The organism is Collinsella tanakaei YIT 12063, from assembly GCF_000225705.1.
In the GTDB taxonomy this organism is placed as follows: Bacteria; Actinomycetota; Coriobacteriia; order Coriobacteriales; family Coriobacteriaceae; genus Collinsella; species Collinsella tanakaei.
Genome location: NZ_JH126474.1, coordinates 56,637 through 72,617 on the forward strand (window position 1 = coordinate 56,637; position 15,981 = coordinate 72,617).

Annotated in this window: 13 protein-coding genes and 1 tRNA gene; 11 read left to right on the forward strand and 3 right to left on the reverse strand. The window is 60.1% G+C overall.

All coding sequences use genetic code 11. The features are described 5' to 3' along the window. The first annotated feature begins 2 nt into the window (after window positions 1-2). From HMPREF9452_RS10130 to HMPREF9452_RS10150, 5 genes are all read left to right on the forward strand, one after another. On the forward strand, window positions 3-890 hold the full coding sequence (locus tag HMPREF9452_RS10130; RefSeq protein WP_009142041.1) for a phosphoribosylaminoimidazolesuccinocarboxamide synthase: 888 nt from the start codon (window positions 3-5) through the stop codon (window positions 888-890). Continuing rightward, window positions 891-1,475: a hypothetical protein gene (locus HMPREF9452_RS10135; RefSeq protein ID WP_009142042.1), complete on the forward strand. Its 585-nt coding sequence runs from the start codon at window positions 891-893 to the stop codon at window positions 1,473-1,475. Window positions 1,476-1,640: 165 nt separating this feature from the next. Continuing rightward, window positions 1,641-2,921, forward strand: coding sequence for an aminopeptidase (locus HMPREF9452_RS10140; protein ID WP_009142043.1), 1,281 nt, complete (start codon window positions 1,641-1,643; stop codon window positions 2,919-2,921). Between the two features lie 99 nt (window positions 2,922-3,020). Next, window positions 3,021-3,096, forward strand: a tRNA-Lys gene (locus HMPREF9452_RS10145). A 260-nt stretch (window positions 3,097-3,356) separates the two neighbouring features. After that, a complete protein-coding gene (locus HMPREF9452_RS10150) occupies window positions 3,357-5,051 on the forward strand; it encodes a phospho-sugar mutase (RefSeq protein ID WP_009142044.1) in 1,695 nt (564 codons plus the stop codon). A gap of 141 nt (window positions 5,052-5,192) precedes the next feature. On the opposite strand, the gene HMPREF9452_RS10155 is transcribed toward HMPREF9452_RS10150, so the two are convergent. After that, window positions 5,193-6,440, reverse strand: a complete 1,248-nt coding sequence (locus HMPREF9452_RS10155) for a cysteine desulfurase family protein (RefSeq protein ID WP_009142045.1) — start codon at window positions 6,438-6,440, stop codon at window positions 5,193-5,195. 53 nt (window positions 6,441-6,493) lie between these two features. Continuing rightward, window positions 6,494-6,979, reverse strand: a complete 486-nt coding sequence (locus tag HMPREF9452_RS10160; RefSeq protein WP_040363009.1) for a hypothetical protein — start codon at window positions 6,977-6,979, stop codon at window positions 6,494-6,496. Between the two features lie 292 nt (window positions 6,980-7,271). On the opposite strand from HMPREF9452_RS10160, the gene HMPREF9452_RS10165 reads away from it, so the two are divergent. After that, complete coding sequence (locus HMPREF9452_RS10165; protein ID WP_009142047.1) at window positions 7,272-7,706, forward strand: Hsp20 family protein; 435 nt, start codon at window positions 7,272-7,274, stop codon at window positions 7,704-7,706. A 513-nt stretch (window positions 7,707-8,219) separates the two neighbouring features. Here HMPREF9452_RS10165 and HMPREF9452_RS10170 read toward each other — a convergent pair. Next, a complete protein-coding gene (locus tag HMPREF9452_RS10170) occupies window positions 8,220-9,158 on the reverse strand; it encodes an MBL fold metallo-hydrolase (protein WP_009142048.1) in 939 nt (312 codons plus the stop codon). A 48-nt stretch (window positions 9,159-9,206) separates the two neighbouring features. On the opposite strand from HMPREF9452_RS10170, the gene tilS reads away from it, so the two are divergent. From tilS to HMPREF9452_RS10195, 5 genes are all read left to right on the forward strand, one after another. Beyond that, entirely contained in the window at window positions 9,207-10,757 is a 1,551-nt protein-coding gene (tilS, locus tag HMPREF9452_RS10175) for a tRNA lysidine(34) synthetase TilS (RefSeq protein ID WP_009142049.1), read from the forward strand. A 174-nt stretch (window positions 10,758-10,931) separates the two neighbouring features. Beyond that, window positions 10,932-11,480 carry a hypoxanthine phosphoribosyltransferase gene (gene hpt, locus HMPREF9452_RS10180; protein ID WP_009142050.1) on the forward strand — a complete coding sequence of 183 codons (549 nt, stop codon included), beginning with the start codon at window positions 10,932-10,934 and terminating at the stop codon, window positions 11,478-11,480. 1 nt (window position 11,481) lies between these two features. Then, window positions 11,482-13,815 (forward strand): ATP-dependent zinc metalloprotease FtsH, encoded by a 2,334-nt coding sequence (gene ftsH, locus HMPREF9452_RS10185; RefSeq protein WP_009142051.1) that lies wholly within the window; start codon window positions 11,482-11,484, stop codon window positions 13,813-13,815. Window positions 13,816-13,938: 123 nt separating this feature from the next. Next, window positions 13,939-14,763 carry a hypothetical protein gene (locus HMPREF9452_RS10190; RefSeq protein ID WP_009142052.1) on the forward strand — a complete coding sequence of 275 codons (825 nt, stop codon included), beginning with the start codon at window positions 13,939-13,941 and terminating at the stop codon, window positions 14,761-14,763. A gap of 27 nt (window positions 14,764-14,790) precedes the next feature. Next, window positions 14,791-15,972, forward strand: coding sequence for a pyridoxal phosphate-dependent aminotransferase (locus HMPREF9452_RS10195; protein ID WP_009142053.1), 1,182 nt, complete (start codon window positions 14,791-14,793; stop codon window positions 15,970-15,972). The last annotated feature ends 9 nt before the right edge of the window (window positions 15,973-15,981 follow it).

Here is a 15,981-nt window from a genome sequence, read left to right on the forward strand (position 1 = left end):
CTGTGTCGACAATGGAGCGTCGTCCCGATTCCCGCGGCAAGGTTCGCGATATCTACGATACCGGCGACAACCTGTTGATGGTTGCAACCGACCGCATCTCCGCGTTTGACTACATCCTTCCGGACGAGATTCCGTTCAAGGGCGAGATCCTGAACCGTATCTCCGAGTTCTGGTTCAAGAAGTTTGCGGACATTGTCCCCAATCACCTGGTTTCCATCGACACGGCAGATTTCCCCGCGGAGTATGCCGAGTACGCCGACTACCTGGCGGGCCGTTCCATGCTGGTCAAGAAGGCCGAGCCCATTATGGTCGAGTGCATCGTCCGCGGGTACCTGACCGGTTCTGGCAAGAAGACCTATGACGAGGACGGCACCGTGTGCGGCATCAAGCTGCCCGAGGGCCTGGTCGAGGCTTCCAAGCTGCCCGAGCCGCTGTTCACTCCTTCCACCAAGGCTGCTATTGGCGACCATGATGAGAATATCTCCTATGAGCGCTGCGTTGAGCTTGTGGGCGAGGACATCGCGAGCCAGCTGCGTGACCTGTCGCTGAAGATCTACACGGCTGCCGCCGAGTATGCCGCAACCCGTGGCATCATCATCGCGGACACCAAGTTTGAGTTTGGCATCATCGACGGTAAGGTGACCCTGATCGACGAGTGCCTCACCCCGGACTCCAGCCGCTTCTGGCCTGCCGACACCTATGAAGAGGGCAAGGTCCAGCCCAGCTATGATAAGCAGTATGTCCGCAATTGGCTGAAGGCCAACTGGGACATGACCGGCGATGCGCCGCATCTGCCCGCAGAGGTTATCGAGGGAACGTCCGCCCGTTACCGCGAGGCATATGAGATCATCACCGGCGAGAAGTTCGAATCCATGAAGGAGCAAGCGTAAGTGAGCACCCGTAGTCCCATGAACAAGCGTAACCAGGAGCACGCTGGCAGCGGTATGACCCGCAAGTCGGCAGGTTCCGCCAAGCCCGCCCGCGCCGCCGCGGCTTCCGTCCGCGTGGTTCCGGCGAGCGCCAAGGACAAGCGCAAGCAGCTTGAGCGCGGCGAGGACCTCTCCGGTTTGTCTCGCGAGGAGAAGAAGGCCCGCAAGGCAGAGCTCCGTCGCCAGGAAGATCTTATCTACAGCGCATCCAACGTGCTGATGAAAGAAGATCCCGAGTACAAGCCGCGTCGCACCAAGTTTTGGATCGTGATGGCCCTTGGTTTGGTGTTCATCCTTATTGGCTGGGCGCTTCTCATGGTATACGGCGAGGATAGCGGCGGTATATACCAGAAGATCGAGTTTGCTGCGATCGCGATGGCGTACGCGTGCATCATCGGTGGCTTTATCTATGACATGGTTCGTATCCGTCCTATTCGCAACCAGGCCCGTGCTACCGCTGAGGGCATGAGCGATGCCAAGCTCAACGATGTTATTGAGCGCGCCATGGCAAAAGACGCGGAGCGTAAGGCTCGCAAGGGCAAGTAATCGCACCATTACTGCGATGTAACGCGGCGGACAAAAGAGGGTATAACTCAAGTCCGCTGTTTGGTAGTGATGAAAAGACGGGCACGCCACCGGCTTGGGGCGTGCCCGTTTTTTTGACGTGCCGCGCGCTTTGCATGGATTGCGCGCGAAGGAAAGGAACCGTCTATGTCTCTGCTTGAGTACACCTGCGAAGACGCTCGTATGGGCATGCAGAAGCTCGCGCCAGCGATCGAGCGCTATGCAAACCTGGTTGTGCGCAAGGGCGTTAACGTAAAGCCCGGTCAAGAAGTGGTTGTGCAAAGTCCCGTTGAATGCGCGGAGTTTGCCCGCTTGCTGGTCAAGCGCGCGTATGCCGCGGGCGCCGGCCACGTGACGGTGATTTGGGGCGATGACGAGGTTTCTCGTCTGACATATGAGAACGTTGAGACCGCTTGGTTTGAGAATGTTCCCGAATGGCAGAAACTCCAGCTTAATTCGCTGGCAGAGGACGGCGCCTGCTTTATTTTTGTCGAAGGAGCCGATCCGGAGGCGCTCAAGGGTATCGACCCCGCTAAGCCCGCCGCTGCGAGCAAGGCGCGCAACACCCAGTGCAGCTCTTTTCGCCACGGCTTGGACTTCAATATCAATCCCTGGTGCATCGCCGGCGCGCCGGTGGCGGCATGGGCACGTACCGTGTTTCCCGGTGTTGCGGACGAGGTGGCAATCTATCGCTTGTGGTGCGCGATTCTCTCTGTTGCCTGTGCTGACGGAGAGGATCCCGAGAGCGATTGGGAGCTGCATGACGCTACCTTTGAGAAGAATCTTCGCCTGCTAAATGAGCGTCGGTTCAAGGCGCTTCATTACCGCTCTGACAATGGAACCGATCTTACCGTTGGATTGCCCGCCGGCCATTTGTGGGCGGGAGGAAAGTGCGAGACGCCCGAGGGCCATCCGTTCTTCCCCAACATCCCTACGGAGGAAGTCTTTACCTCTCCCCATTGCGACCAGGTGAACGGCGTGGTGTACTCCGCGCTGCCCCTGGTGCGTCACGGCAACAAGATCGACCGATTCTGGTTGCGTTTTGAGAACGGCCGCGTAGTCGACTTTGATGCCGCTATTGGCAAGGATACGCTGGCGAGCATTCTTGATACGGACGAGGGCGCCCGTCGCTTGGGCGAGGTGGCGCTTATTTCCAAGAACACGCCCATCCGCGAGAGCGAGATCTTGTTCTACGATACGCTGTACGATGAAAACGCAAGCTGCCACCTGGCGTTGGGCGTTGGTTTCCCCGAGTGCTACGAGGGCGGATATGAGATGTCTTCTGATGAGCTGCGCGAAGCCGGCGTCAACACCTCTGCCACCCACGTGGACTTCATGATCGGCACCGATGATATGGATATCACCGGCATCTGCGAAGACGGCACCGAGGTTCCCGTATTTGTTAACGGTCAGTGGGCTTGGGAGTAGCCGCTAGGCGGTGATGGATCACGTAAGGGCGCCTCACTTGCTAAATGGGGAATGTGTTGAGAAACCAAGTTGTCCCCAACCGTGTTACAATGCCTCTGCGGGCCGTTAGCTCAGTTGGCAGAGCAGGGGACTTTTAATCCCAAGGCCCAGGGTTCGAACCCCTGACGGCCCACCATCCATTGGAACGGAAAAGATATGGCTCCGCATTGCGCGGGGCCATTTCTGTTTACAGCGCGTTAACCCTGTGCAAGGGCTTCGCTGGTTCACCGCTCAAACGTGAACGCCTGCCAATATTTCCCTATCACCTACGGGCAATTGCCGTATGATGCAAAAAGGTAGGCGTTATTTTCGTCCAAAAGAATATTCGTCCACCTATCAACCGCCAATATGGCGGCGCGTCATATCAATTGGGAGTACAAGGGAAAGGCTGCAACCATGGTAGATGTGCACGAGCTTTTGAATACGTGGCTTGCAAACGTTACGGATGAAGAGCTTCTGGCGGAGCTCAAGGCAATGCAGGAGGCAGGGGACGAGGACGCCATTACCGATGCGTTCTTCCAAGACCTGGCTTTTGGTACCGCTGGCCTGCGCGGCACCATTGGCGCCGGCACCAACCGCATGAACATCTACACGGTCGGCCGCGCCACCCAGGGTTTTGCCGATTATCTAAACAAGGCGTTTGAGAATCCCACGGTCGCTATCGCGCGTGATAGCCGCAACAAGGGCGAGCTGTTTGTTAAGACTACCGCCGCGATTCTTGCTGCGAACGGCGTGACATCCTACGTTTATCCCAAGATCTCCCCGGTACCCACCCTGTCCTGGGCTACCCGCTATCTTAAGTGCTCCGGCGGCATCTGCATGACCGCGAGCCATAACCCGGCGCCCTACAACGGCTACAAAGCCTACGGCCCCGATGGCTGCCAGATCACCAGCGAGGCCGCCGACGCCATCTCTGCGGCTATGAATGCGTGCGATCCGTTTAAGGACATCAAGACCATGGACTTCGACGTCGCTGTTGAACAGGGTCTGGTCAAGTGGATCGACGACGAGGTGCTGGATGCTTACTACGACGCCGTCACCGATAAGTCCGTGAACAACCTTACCGATGAGCAGATCGCCAACGCCCCGTTGAAGCTGGTCTATACTCCGCTCAACGGTACCGGCTTGATTCCCGTTACCACCGTTCTGAACAAGGTGGGCATAACGGACATCACCGTTGTTCCCGAGCAGCGCGACCCCGACGGCGACTTCCCCACCTGCCCGTATCCCAACCCGGAGATTCGCGAAGCCATGCAGAAGGGCATCGACCTTTGCCAGGAGGTCAAGCCCGATCTGTTGCTGGCGACCGATCCGGACGCCGACCGCGTGGGCGTTGCCTGCGCCGACGGCGATGACTATACGCTGCTGACCGGCAACGAGATGGGCGTGCTGCTGCTTGACTACATCTGCAAGATGCGTGCCGAGCGCGGCGAGGACCTTTCCAGCAAGGTTGCCGTCACCACTATCGTCTCCTCCGCTATGGTCGACGCTTTGGCTGCCGAGTACGGCTTTGAGCTGCGCCGCTGCCTGACTGGCTTTAAGTACATTGGCGACATCATTACTGGCCTCTCCGACGCTGGCGAAGTGGACCGCTTCATCTTTGGCTTTGAGGAGAGCTACGGCTACCTGTCCGGTGATCACGTGCGCGACAAGGATGCCGTCAACGCTTCCATGTTGATTTGCCAGATGGCCCAGTACTACAAGCTGCAGGGAAAGAATCTGGTCGAGGCCATGCGCGACCTGTACGAGAAGCACGGCTACTATCACAACAAGACCGTTTCTCTGAGCTATCCCGGCGCCGATGGCGCCGCCAAGATGGCTGGCATCATGAAGTCCCTGCGCTCCGAGGCTCCTGCCGAGATCGCCGGTTCCAAGGTCGAGGCCGTTGTCGATTACGCTACGTGCGTAAACGGCTTGCCTGCGGCGGACGTCATCGAGTTTGACCTGGAGGGCGGTAACAAGGCGATTGTCCGCCCGTCCGGCACCGAGCCCAAGATCAAGCTGTATATCTTCGCCAAGGGCGAGGATGCCGCTGCTGCCGATGCGCTGATCGCCGCTATTGAGGAAGACGGCCGCAAACTGCTGTCCTAGCTTGCGTTGCCGCGCTGCGGTCGCAGGTGCCGCGCTTGCAGATGCTAGCTGGCGCGATGTAACGCGATGATCGAGAGGGGTCCATCAGCGATGGTGGACCCCTCTTTTGTGCGTAGTCTTGAGATGCTAGCGGGTAGATGCCTAATAGCATGCGCAGGCACCCGTGATGCCGCTCATGAGGCGCGCGCGTTCAATCGCTGCGGGAACACGGTCTTTAAGAAGGTCGAGGTCTTCGCGCGTGATGTCATCAGCAAGCGAAAGGCGCAGCGCACCCTTTGCTCGCAGGGGGTCGATGCCCATGGCGGTGAGGACATGCGAGGGGGCGGTCGATCCGGTTGAGCACGCGGACCCGGTTGCGGCGGCGACGCCTGCGCGGTCGAGAAGGACTACCAACAACTCGCCGTCAACGCCCTCGCAGGTGAATGATGCGATAGAGGGGAGCCTGCGGTCGGGGTCGCCGGTGGGATGAACGTCTGTGCAGGAGGCGCATATATGGTCGATGAGCTCGTCTCTCATAGAGGCGATGCGCTGCGAAGGACCATCGTCCACATGGTCGAGTGAGTCCACCTGCTGCTGCAGCGCGGCCACCATCCCCACGATTCCCGCTAGGTTCTCCGTACCCGCGCGCTCGCCGCGTTCTTGTGCCCCGCCGGCGATGAGCGGCGGGATGGAGAAGCCCTCTCGCAGGTAGAGGGCGCCAACGCCGCGGGGGCCGTGGAACTTGTGGGCAGAAAGGGAGAGCGCATCGACGGCGAGCTCCGCAACGTTAACGGGTACATGGCCCACTGCCTGGACCGCGTCGGTATGGAAGGGCACGCCATGCGCGTGGGCTATGCGGGCGAGGTCGGCGATGGGTTCGAGGGTGCCTACCTCGTTGTTGGCGAGCATGATGGAGACAAGCGCGGTCGCGCCGGAATCCATGCCCGCTGCGTTTTCATTGTGGGCGAGGGCTTGTTCAAGATCTGCGGGTTGAACTCGTCCGCATGCATCAACGGGTAGATAGGTAACGTCCACGCCCTCGCGCTCGAGCGCCTCGCAGCAATGAAGGATAGCGTGGTGTTCGATGGCGCCGGTGATCACGCGAGGCGTCACGTTCGAGCCGTTTATGTCGCGGAATCGCCGGACCGCTCCACGTAGGATCCAGTTGTCAGACTCCGAGCCGCCGCTGGTGAAGTACATCTCCTCTGGGTGCGCCGCGCCCAGCAGTGCCGCCATGTGCTCGCGTGCGTCCGCCAGTGCGCGAGCTGCTGTGCTCGCAACGCGATGAATGCCACTGGGATTGCCAAACTCGCTGGTAAGGTAGGGCATCATGGCATCGAGGGCGACGGGTGAGAGCGGTGTGGTCGCCGCGTTATCGGCATAGATGTAGGGGTGGGCGTCTTGCGCCATGATGGGGCCTCCTTGATGGCGGGCGTTATGGAGTTGTGGCTAGCATACGCGATTTAGCGCAGGAAAAAGAACCAGACAAGGCCGAGAATGGCTGCGAGGAGCAGCACGGCTAGCAAGACGGCTTTGGCATGGCGGTGCTGCTTCTCATAGCGAGACTTGAAGATGGTCTTGCCGGGCTTTGGGGTGGAGAGATAGCGCGCCGAATGCTGCAAGCTGCGGTGAGTTCCGGGCTGGATGGTCTGCATGGGGTGGGCGGGGCGAGGGGCGGCGTTGTGAGCATCGGGCTGCTGGCCTGCGTTTTGGGAGCGCTGGTGTTCGCGCGCCATGGCGCGTTCGCGAGCTTGCTCTTGGGGAGTGAGCGGGAGGTATTGCGGGTCGGAAGTGGCGACGCCCATATGACGGCGGCCGCCGCGCGCTGCCTCTGCGCGGAATGTGTTGGGGGAGGGGGCGGCATCGCGCCTCATGGGCTCGTTGGTTGCCGTGGCCATGCCGGTTTTTTCTGCGCCCCGGCTCATCTGCGCTCTATCCTGTTCGACCATGTGTTCCTTCAGTCGATTACGAATAGATAGATTGTACGCTGTTCGGTCATCCCGTGGCGCCGCGGCAGCGAGCGGACAACGCTCTCCACAGCAGCCCCGCATCGTTTGATGGAGGCGCCAAATCGGTAGTAGCTTAAACCTTAGTCATACACACTTAGATTTGATGACTATGTGACGCTTAAAAAATCTTTCTTGATGAGTTTAAGCTTTGCTGGCGCGGGAATAACAACAGCGTCAACGAAGTCCAGCGTCCCCACAGGTGGGACGTGGCATTACTAAGGAGTGACCAGGTATGGCTAGCATGGTTCCGTATCGTTCTGTTTTTGGTGTTCGTCCCGTTGTCCCCGCTTCGCTCTTCGACGCGTTCGATGACATGATGGATATCGCGAGCTCGCCGCTGGCGTCCAAGGCGTTTCCCATCGACGTCGAGGACAAGGGCGATGCTTATGAGGTGAAGGCGTACCTCACTGGCGTCAGCAAAGATGACATTGATGTCGAGCTCAACGAGGGCCGTCTCTCCATTTCCGTCAACGTCGAGGAGAAGGAAGAGGACAAGGATAAGAACTTCCTGCAGAAGGAGTTTGTGTCCTATTCCGCCACGCGCGGCGTGTATCTGAAGGATGCCGCCTGCGAGGGCTTGACTGCTCGCTACGCTGATGGCGTGCTGACGGTTGGCGTGCCCAAGTTTGTAGAAAAGAAGAACGTCACCAAGGTGGCGATCGATTAGCGAATTGCCGCGCGTGCGGTATTCGCGGTTGCGAGATATGCCTAATGGGGAGGCGGCCCGGGTGGGTTGCCTCTCCATTTTTATGGCGAGAGGCGTTATACATTTTATTTTCTAGAAAGCTGGGCTTTCTCTATTGGTGTATTCACGAGAATAGCGCCCGAAAAAACCGTCCCGAGTCGGCGTGGTCAATGAGTGCCACGAGGTGGGTAAAGAGGCTTCCGGAAGCGGGCGTTTGGAGGGGAATTGATAGCCGAGAGGCCGTCTGCATGCCCGAGGAGGGACTTTGGGGGTCAATTGGCGCGCATTCAACGGGACGATAAATGCGAATATGTAATCTATCTAACGATTGTTTCCCGCTAGACTGAGCGCGCGAGCACGATGTGCGGAGCATTTTGGCCAATAGCGCTTGATATGGAAATGTATAAAGAAATTGATCCCCGCCTGAAGCGTTTCAATTGCCATCCCAAATAGGTACGACCTTATATGGCCTTCCGGCGAGCTTCGTTATCGCTCCTACAACAGGGAAAAGGGCCGGTTTTGCCCGGCCGCGCGGACGTGTAGGCACTCGCCGCGGTCTCGCTCAAGGGTGGCGGAAGAACCAAGCTCGTTATCAAGCTGTGCCCCGACCGCATGGGCTAGAGCGCGGACGGCCAGGCTGGGGCGGTTGTTCTCCTGGGAAATATGCATGGCTACCAGCGACTGCGTGTTTTCATTAATCAGCTTTGTCGCGACATCGGCGGCCTGCTCGTTTGAGAGGTGGCCGTAGTCAGAGAGGATGCGGTCCTGCAGCTGGCGCGGGTAGGGACCGCATCGCAGCATGGATACGTCGTGGTTGCTTTCAAGCGCAAGGATGCGAGATCCGTGCAGCAGTGAGATGGCGTCCTGGCCTAACACGCCGGTGTCGGTAACAAAGCCAATGGAATCGGCCGCGGTGATTCCAGCGCTGTTTACTGCGGAGCGGGTGCCGACGCTATCCAGGGAAAACGTCATGCCACATGGGTTGGTAACATCGTGCGAGGTCGAAAAGGTCTGCACGCGAACGCCCGCGATGACAAGCTCGTCTCCGGGATCGAATTCTTCCGCGTCGATATCCTTAAGGCTGGCCCGTGCCGCCATGGTGCCGCGCCCGGCGAAGACTGGAGTGGAAAAGGCGCGAGTCCACACGCCCACGCCCTTAACATGGTCGCTGTGCTCATGCGTGATGATGAGGGCACGGACGTTGCGCTCGCTAAGTCCCAGTTGGTGCATGCGGCCCAGCGCTTCACGGCGGGAAAATCCGTTATCGATCATGATGAGGCCCTGCGGCCCCTCGATAAGGGCGCAGTTGCCTTTGGAGCCGCTTCCCAGGATGTGCAGGTGCAGCCGTGCGGGCGCCGGCGCGCCGGCGCTACAGCCATTGGCGTTTTGCTTAAGGGTGCTAGCACCTGCGTTGATTGTTTCGAGCGGTTCCATATGGCTCCCAATGGATACAATGACAACTGGATTCAAGGAGGAGGATGTATGCCCACGGTCGCACAACATTATCTGTCGCATCGCCCGCAGGGGGCGCCGCTTGCCTCTGTTGGCGCCGAGGAGCTCAATGCTCCCGTGGTGCTCATGGTATCAGGCGGTGCGGACTCAACTGCGCTGTTGCTTATGGCCTGCACATCGAAACTGGATGTGGCAGATGGCCGCGGCCGAGCTCGCATCGCGCGGGAGCGCCTGCATGTGCTGCACGTCAACCATCATCTGCGCGGCGACGCGTCGGATGGGGACGAGGCTTTTGTGCGTGACCTTTGCGCGCGCTACGGCCTTCCCCTTTGCGTGGAGCATGCAACATTCACCCAGCTCGATGGGCAAAACTTAGAGGCTGCCGCCCGCGAGGTGCGCTACGCCGCCGCCCTCCGCTACGTACGCGATCTGTCCCGAGAGGCCGGGACGCCTCGCTCGGCTGCAAGGATTCTGACAGCGCATACAGCGAGCGACCGCACGGAGACCTTCTTTATGAACGCGATCAAGGGGTCGGGGCCGGCGGGCCTCTCCAGCATTCCGCGCCGTCGCAACATCATCGTCCGCCCCCTTATCGATATGACGCATGCGGATTTGGTCCATTACCTCCAGGTGGTCGGTCAGCCATGGCGCGAGGACGAGTCGAACAGCGATACGTCGTATCTGCGAAATTTCATTCGCCATAAGGTGGTTCCGGTGGCGGCCCAGCGCAACGGGAATCTTGAAAAGACGGTGGGCGCCGCGTGCGACATTTTAGGGGACGAGGATGCGTTCATGTCCCAGTTGGCGTCCCAGGCGTTTAGGTCTTGCGTGCGTAGGCAGCAAGACGGGCTGGTGGTGCTGGATGCGCGCAGGGTTGCCGCCAGCGAGATCGCGATCGCCCGCCGCATGGTGCGACTTGCCGTCAAGATGGTCGATCCAGAGGTGCGGTTGGAGATGCGTCACGTCGAGAGCGTTCTTGCTCGCGTGGGCGCGGGCGAGGGGTCGCTCACGTTGCCGGGCGGCATCGATGCTCGCATGGAATTTGGCGCGCTCTCGTTTAGGACCGCATCTGCGCGCGAGGAGCTGGTCGCCACGTGGCTGCACGTGCCCGGCATGATTCCCACTGCGAACGAGAGCATTCTGGAGGCGTCTTTGGTGCGCGTTCTCTCCGGCGAGGACCCGCTCGCTATGGCGCGCGATGTGGATGGCGGGTCACACCGGCGCGCGGTGCTGCTTGATGCCGAGTCTTTGGGTTATGCGGCGCGCGATTTGGAGATGGCGTGTTGCGACAAGGCATCGTCCAGAAATGCGGCGGACGGACGAGGTCCCAGGCTTTGGGTTGATTCCGCTGCTCCGGGCGACATCATGTGTCCGCTGGGAATGCATGGACGCACCAAAAAGGTATCGGATATCTTGGGCGCGGCGCGCATTCCAGTGGCTGAGCGCTCCTTGGTACCCGTGGTCCGCACGGCCCCGGCGGGCACGATCGTGTGGGTGGCGGGCGTTCGTTTGGACGAGCGTTTTAAGTGCACGCCTGCAACGCGCTTCGCGATCAAGCTCGAGATGCGCCGGGTGGTGTAGCGCGGGGCTTGTGTTGCATGGTTTCAAAAGACGCCATTGCGCCACACTGAGGGGTGCAAAAGAGGACTATGCTGGTAAAATGAACTATTCGCGTAACCTTGGCGGCGCCATGTGCGGCCGTTCGCCAAAGTGGGTACGCGGTAAGCACGCGCAGCTACCAAAGAAAGGGTTGTCATGGAAGCAATGCATCCGGATGTCGATAGGGTCCTGTTCAGCAAAGAGGACATCGCTGATATGGTCAAGCGCATGGGCGCTCAGATCAGCAAGGATTACGAGGGCAAGGACCTGGTTCTCATCGCGGTTCTGCGCGGCGCTGTGGTTTTCATGGGCGATTTGATGCGCGCCATCGACTGCCCGCTCGCCATCGACTTCATGGCCGTTTCCAGCTATGGCGACGGCGCCAAGTCTTCGGGCATCGTGCGCATCGTCAAGGATCTGGATATCGACATCAAGGGACGCGACGTCCTGATCGTCGAGGATATCCTGGACTCCGGCCTCACGCTCAAGTACCTCATGAAGAACCTTTCCAGTCGCCACCCCGCCTCCCTTGAGGTCGCTACCTTCCTGTGGAAGGACGTCGAGGGCCGCACCACGGCGATTGATCCCAAGTATGTAGGAACGCACTGCCCCGACGAGTTTGTTGTGGGTTACGGTCTCGACTTTGCCGAGCGCTATCGCAACCTTCCCTATGTGGGCGTGCTCAAGCCGGAGGTTTACGCCTAGGATGTCGTTCAAACACAACTACATCGCCGCTCCTTCCGTTGCCCTCCTTGCCGAGGGCAACGGCTCAAAGAGGGACGAGAACAACAAGACTAACCCCGCGCCGCAGCGGGGCAACCAGCGGGAAAAGGCTCCCAACCAGGGCCTTTCCAAGGACGATGATTTGATGGGTCGCTTTGACTGCATGTTCCTTGGCGAGAAGCCCGGTGGCGCGGGTTCGGGCGGACCCAAGCGCCCGGGGCGCGGCCCGTCGCGTACCAATTGGCTCTATATGCTGCTTATGTGCGCCCTGCTTGCCTACGTGTTCTTCAACATGGGCAACGCTATGGGTGGAGGAGGTAAGCCGAGCGAGCTCGCTACCAGCGACTTTGTAAGCGCCGTCAAGGACGACCGCGTGGCGAGCGCCACGTATACGGTGGTTGACGGCACGGTGAACGGCACCTATTGGACCTCTGAAAAAGAGGTTGGCGATAAGGATAAGCTCAAGGAGTTCTCGTCCACATACGTTGGATCGGATTCCCTGGCCGAGCTTATGGCCAAGCACCCGGAGACCACGTATGTGGTGGACACGCACGACCCGGATGCGCTTATGAACACGCTGCTGGGCCTGCTTCCCACGGTGGTCCTGGTCTTCCTTATGTTCTATTTCATGAGGCAGATGATGGGTGCCAACAACAAGGCCATGCAGTTTGGCAAGACCAACGCCAAGACCAACGAGGCGACTCGACCCAAGGTGAAGTTCAAGGACGTTGCCGGCATCGATGAGGCGGTCGAGGAGCTTGAGGAGATCCGCGACTTCCTGAGCGAGCCGGAGCGATTCCGCAAGTTGGGCGCCAAGATTCCGCGCGGCGTGCTGCTGGTTGGCCCTCCGGGTACCGGTAAGACGCTGCTTGCCAAAGCGGTTGCCGGCGAGGCGGGCGTACCGTTCTTTAGCATTTCCGGCTCGGACTTTGTCGAAATGTTTGTGGGCGTGGGCGCAAGCCGTGTGCGCGACCTGTTTGCCGAGGCCAAGGCGCAGTCGCCCTCGATTATCTTTATCGATGAGATCGACGCCGTTGGTCGCCAGCGCGGCGCTGGTTTGGGCGGAGGTCATGACGAGCGCGAGCAGACCCTGAACCAGCTGCTGGTCGAGATGGACGGCTTTGAGGAGACCGAGTCGGTCATCTTGATCGCCGCCACCAACCGCCCCGACATCCTGGACCCCGCCCTGCTGCGTCCCGGACGCTTCGATCGCCAGATCACCGTGGACCGTCCCGACGTTAAGGGCCGCGAGCAGATCCTGCGCGTCCATGCGGAGAACAAGCCGTTGGACGAGGACGTGCGCTTTGATAAGCTCGCCCAGCTTACCGTGGGCTTTACCGGCGCCGACTTGGCAAACCTGCTGAACGAGGCCGCGCTGCTTGCGGCACGCCGCCGCCGTTCGCTGGTTTCTATGGACGAGATTGAAGAGTCGATGGAGCGCGTCATCGCCGGTCCGGAGCGCAAGGCGCGCGTGATGAGCCAGAAGGAGCGCACCACCATCGCCTATCACGAGAGCGGTCACGCCCTTGTTGGTCATGTGCTGGACAACGCCGACCCCGTGCACAAGATCTCGATCATCAGCCGCGGTCAGGCGCTTGGCTACACGCTGCAGCTTCCTAGCGAGGACCACTTCTTGAAGACCAAGAACGAGATGCTTGACGAGCTTGCGGTCTTCTTGGGCGGTCGCGTGGCCGAGGAACTGATGTGCGACGACATCACGTCCGGCGCGAGCAACGATCTTGAGCGCGCCACCAAGATGGCCCGCGAAATGGTTACCCGCTTGGGCATGAGCACGGAGCTTGGCACCATGGTCTTTGGCGAGGCCCAGCATCAGGTGTTCCTGGGTCGCGACTACGCCGACCACCAGGACTACTCCGAGGAGACGGCCCGTCGCATCGACGTCGAGGTCCAGCGCATCATGCGAGAAGCCCATGAGCGAGCGGAGAAGATCCTCGCCGCCCGCCGCGACCAGCTGGACCTGATGGCCCAGGTGCTGCTTGAGCGCGAGACGGTCGAGGGCGATGCCGTGACTGCCCTGCTTGATAACGAGTGGGATGCCTACCTTGAGCGCGAGGGAGACATCAAAGCCGCCAAGGAGGAGCGTAACGCCCGTGCCGCCGGTAAGCCCGCACCCCGTCGCCGCCCCCGTCAGAGCGACGAGGAGATCGCGGCGGACGCTGCGGCTTTCGCGGAGGCGGCTGTTGCGGCCGAGCTTGAGCACGAGGCCGAGGAGGCTCGCGACCAGAGCGAGCGCGCCGTAGAGAATATGGCCGCCGTCGATGCGACCGATGACGTTGAGAAGACGGATCGCGCGTAGCGGCGAAAAATAATACTTCCCCCCATGCGGGGCAATCAGAGCGGGTTCGCAGATGTGGACCCGCTTTTGCTATATTGAGGGAGTCTCTATGGTGGGGCGCTTGTACTGAAGGGAAGGGGCCGCATGGCTGGATTTATCTCTCGCGCTAAGGAGACCATGCGCAGCAAGCGCGCGGAGCAGCCTGTGGTCTTTGTGCTGTACTTTGTGTTGCGCGCGCTGGTGCTTGTCACGCTTGTTCGCTCGGCGTTTTTGGGTCACTACGAGCACATGATGCTGTGCGTGCTTACCCTGGTGCTATTGTTGGTGCCATCGCTGATCGAGCACACGCTGGACATCGAGCTGCCGGACTTGCTTGAGTCGATCATCTTGCTGTTCATCTTTGCGGCGGAGATTTTGGGCGAGATCGACGCTTTCTACATTCGCATTCCGTTTTGGGATACCATCCTGCACACCACGTGGGGGTTCCTGTGCGCGGGTATTGGCTTTGCGTTGTTTGATATTCTCAATCGCAGCGACTCGTCCAAAATCAAATTGACACCTCTATATATGGCCGTATCCGCAGTGGCGTTCTCTATGTGCATTGGCGCGTGCTGGGAGATCTTTGAGTACCTGGCTGACTCCTTCATTGGCGTGGACATGCAGAAGGACACGCTGGTGCAGACCATCAACACGGTGTGGCTCGACCCTACCAACTCCAACGTCACCATACCGGTGCGCGATATCGTCTCAACTCAGATTACGCTGGCGTCCGGCGAGGTTATCCAGATTCCCGGCGGCTACCTGGACATTGGCATCCACGATTCCATGGCGGATCTTATTGTCAACCTTATTGGCGCGCTGGTGTTTGCCGTCATTGGATTCGCCTACGTTAAGACGCGCGACAGCAACTCGTTAGCAGCGCGTTTCATTCCGCGGGTTCGCGAATCGCGCGACCGCAAACAGGTATGATTTTTCCCGTATGCGAAAGGGGGAATCATGATCAACCAGACCATGTACCAGCGCGGCGCCGAAAGCTCGGTGATCCGCGAGATCTTTACCTATGCTTGCGAGCGCAAAGAGCAGATTGGTGCCCAGAACGTATTTGACTTTAGCCTGGGCAACCCGTCTGTGCCGGCGCCCGCCGCCGTGCGCGATTCCATTGAGCACTCTTTGGCTCAACTTACCAGCGAGCAGCTTCACGGCTACACGCCTGCCCCCGGCCTGCCCGCCACGCGCGCGGCCGTCGCGGCATCGCTCAACCGCCGTTTTGGCACCACGTATGCGGCTAAGGACGTCTTTATGACCGTGGGTGCTGCGGCGTCTGTTTCCTGCTCGCTTCACGCTCTGGTGAATCCGGGCGAGGAGGTCATTGTGATCGCCCCGTTCTTTCCCGAGTACCGCGTGTGGATTGAAAACGCCGGCGCCGTCTGCCGCGAGGTCCTGGCGGATCAGGAGACCTTCCAGATCGACGTAGCGGCCGTGCGCGACGCGATTACCCCCAATACCGCGGCGGTCATTATCGACTCGCCCAACAACCCCACCGGCGCCGTCTACACCCGTGAGAACCTGGAGGCGCTCGCCATGGTGCTGTCCCAGGCTAACGGCGCGCGCGAGCAGCCTATCTTTTTGATTTCGGACGAGCCGTACCGCGAGGTGGTGTACGGCGCGGAGGTTCCCTGGGTTCCGTCCATCTACGAGCATACGGTGGTGTGCTATTCCTACTCAAAGTCGCTCTCGTTGCCGGGCGAGCGCGTTGGCTGGATCTTGGTGCCAAACACTATGCCGCTGGCGGATCAGATTATGCCCGCTGTCGCCGGCGCCGCCCGCTGCCTTGGCTTTGTTTGCGCACCGGCCCTGTTCCAGCGCGTTGTGACGGACTGCGTGGACGAGCCGGCAGACGTTGAGGCCTACGCGCGCAACCGCGAGACCCTCACCCGCGCGCTTACCGAGTACGGCTACACCTACGTTGAGCCGGACGGCGCGTTCTACTTGTGGGTTCGCGCGCTCGAGGACGATGCGGAGGCCTTCTGCGAGCGTGCGCGCACGTTTGAGCTGCTGCCCGTTCCGTCTAATAGCTTTGGCGTTCCGGGCTGGATTCGCATTGGCTACTGCGTGAGCCATGAGACCATCGAGCGCTCCCTGCCCGCGTGGAAGGCCCTGGCGGATACATACAAATAGACCGCATGT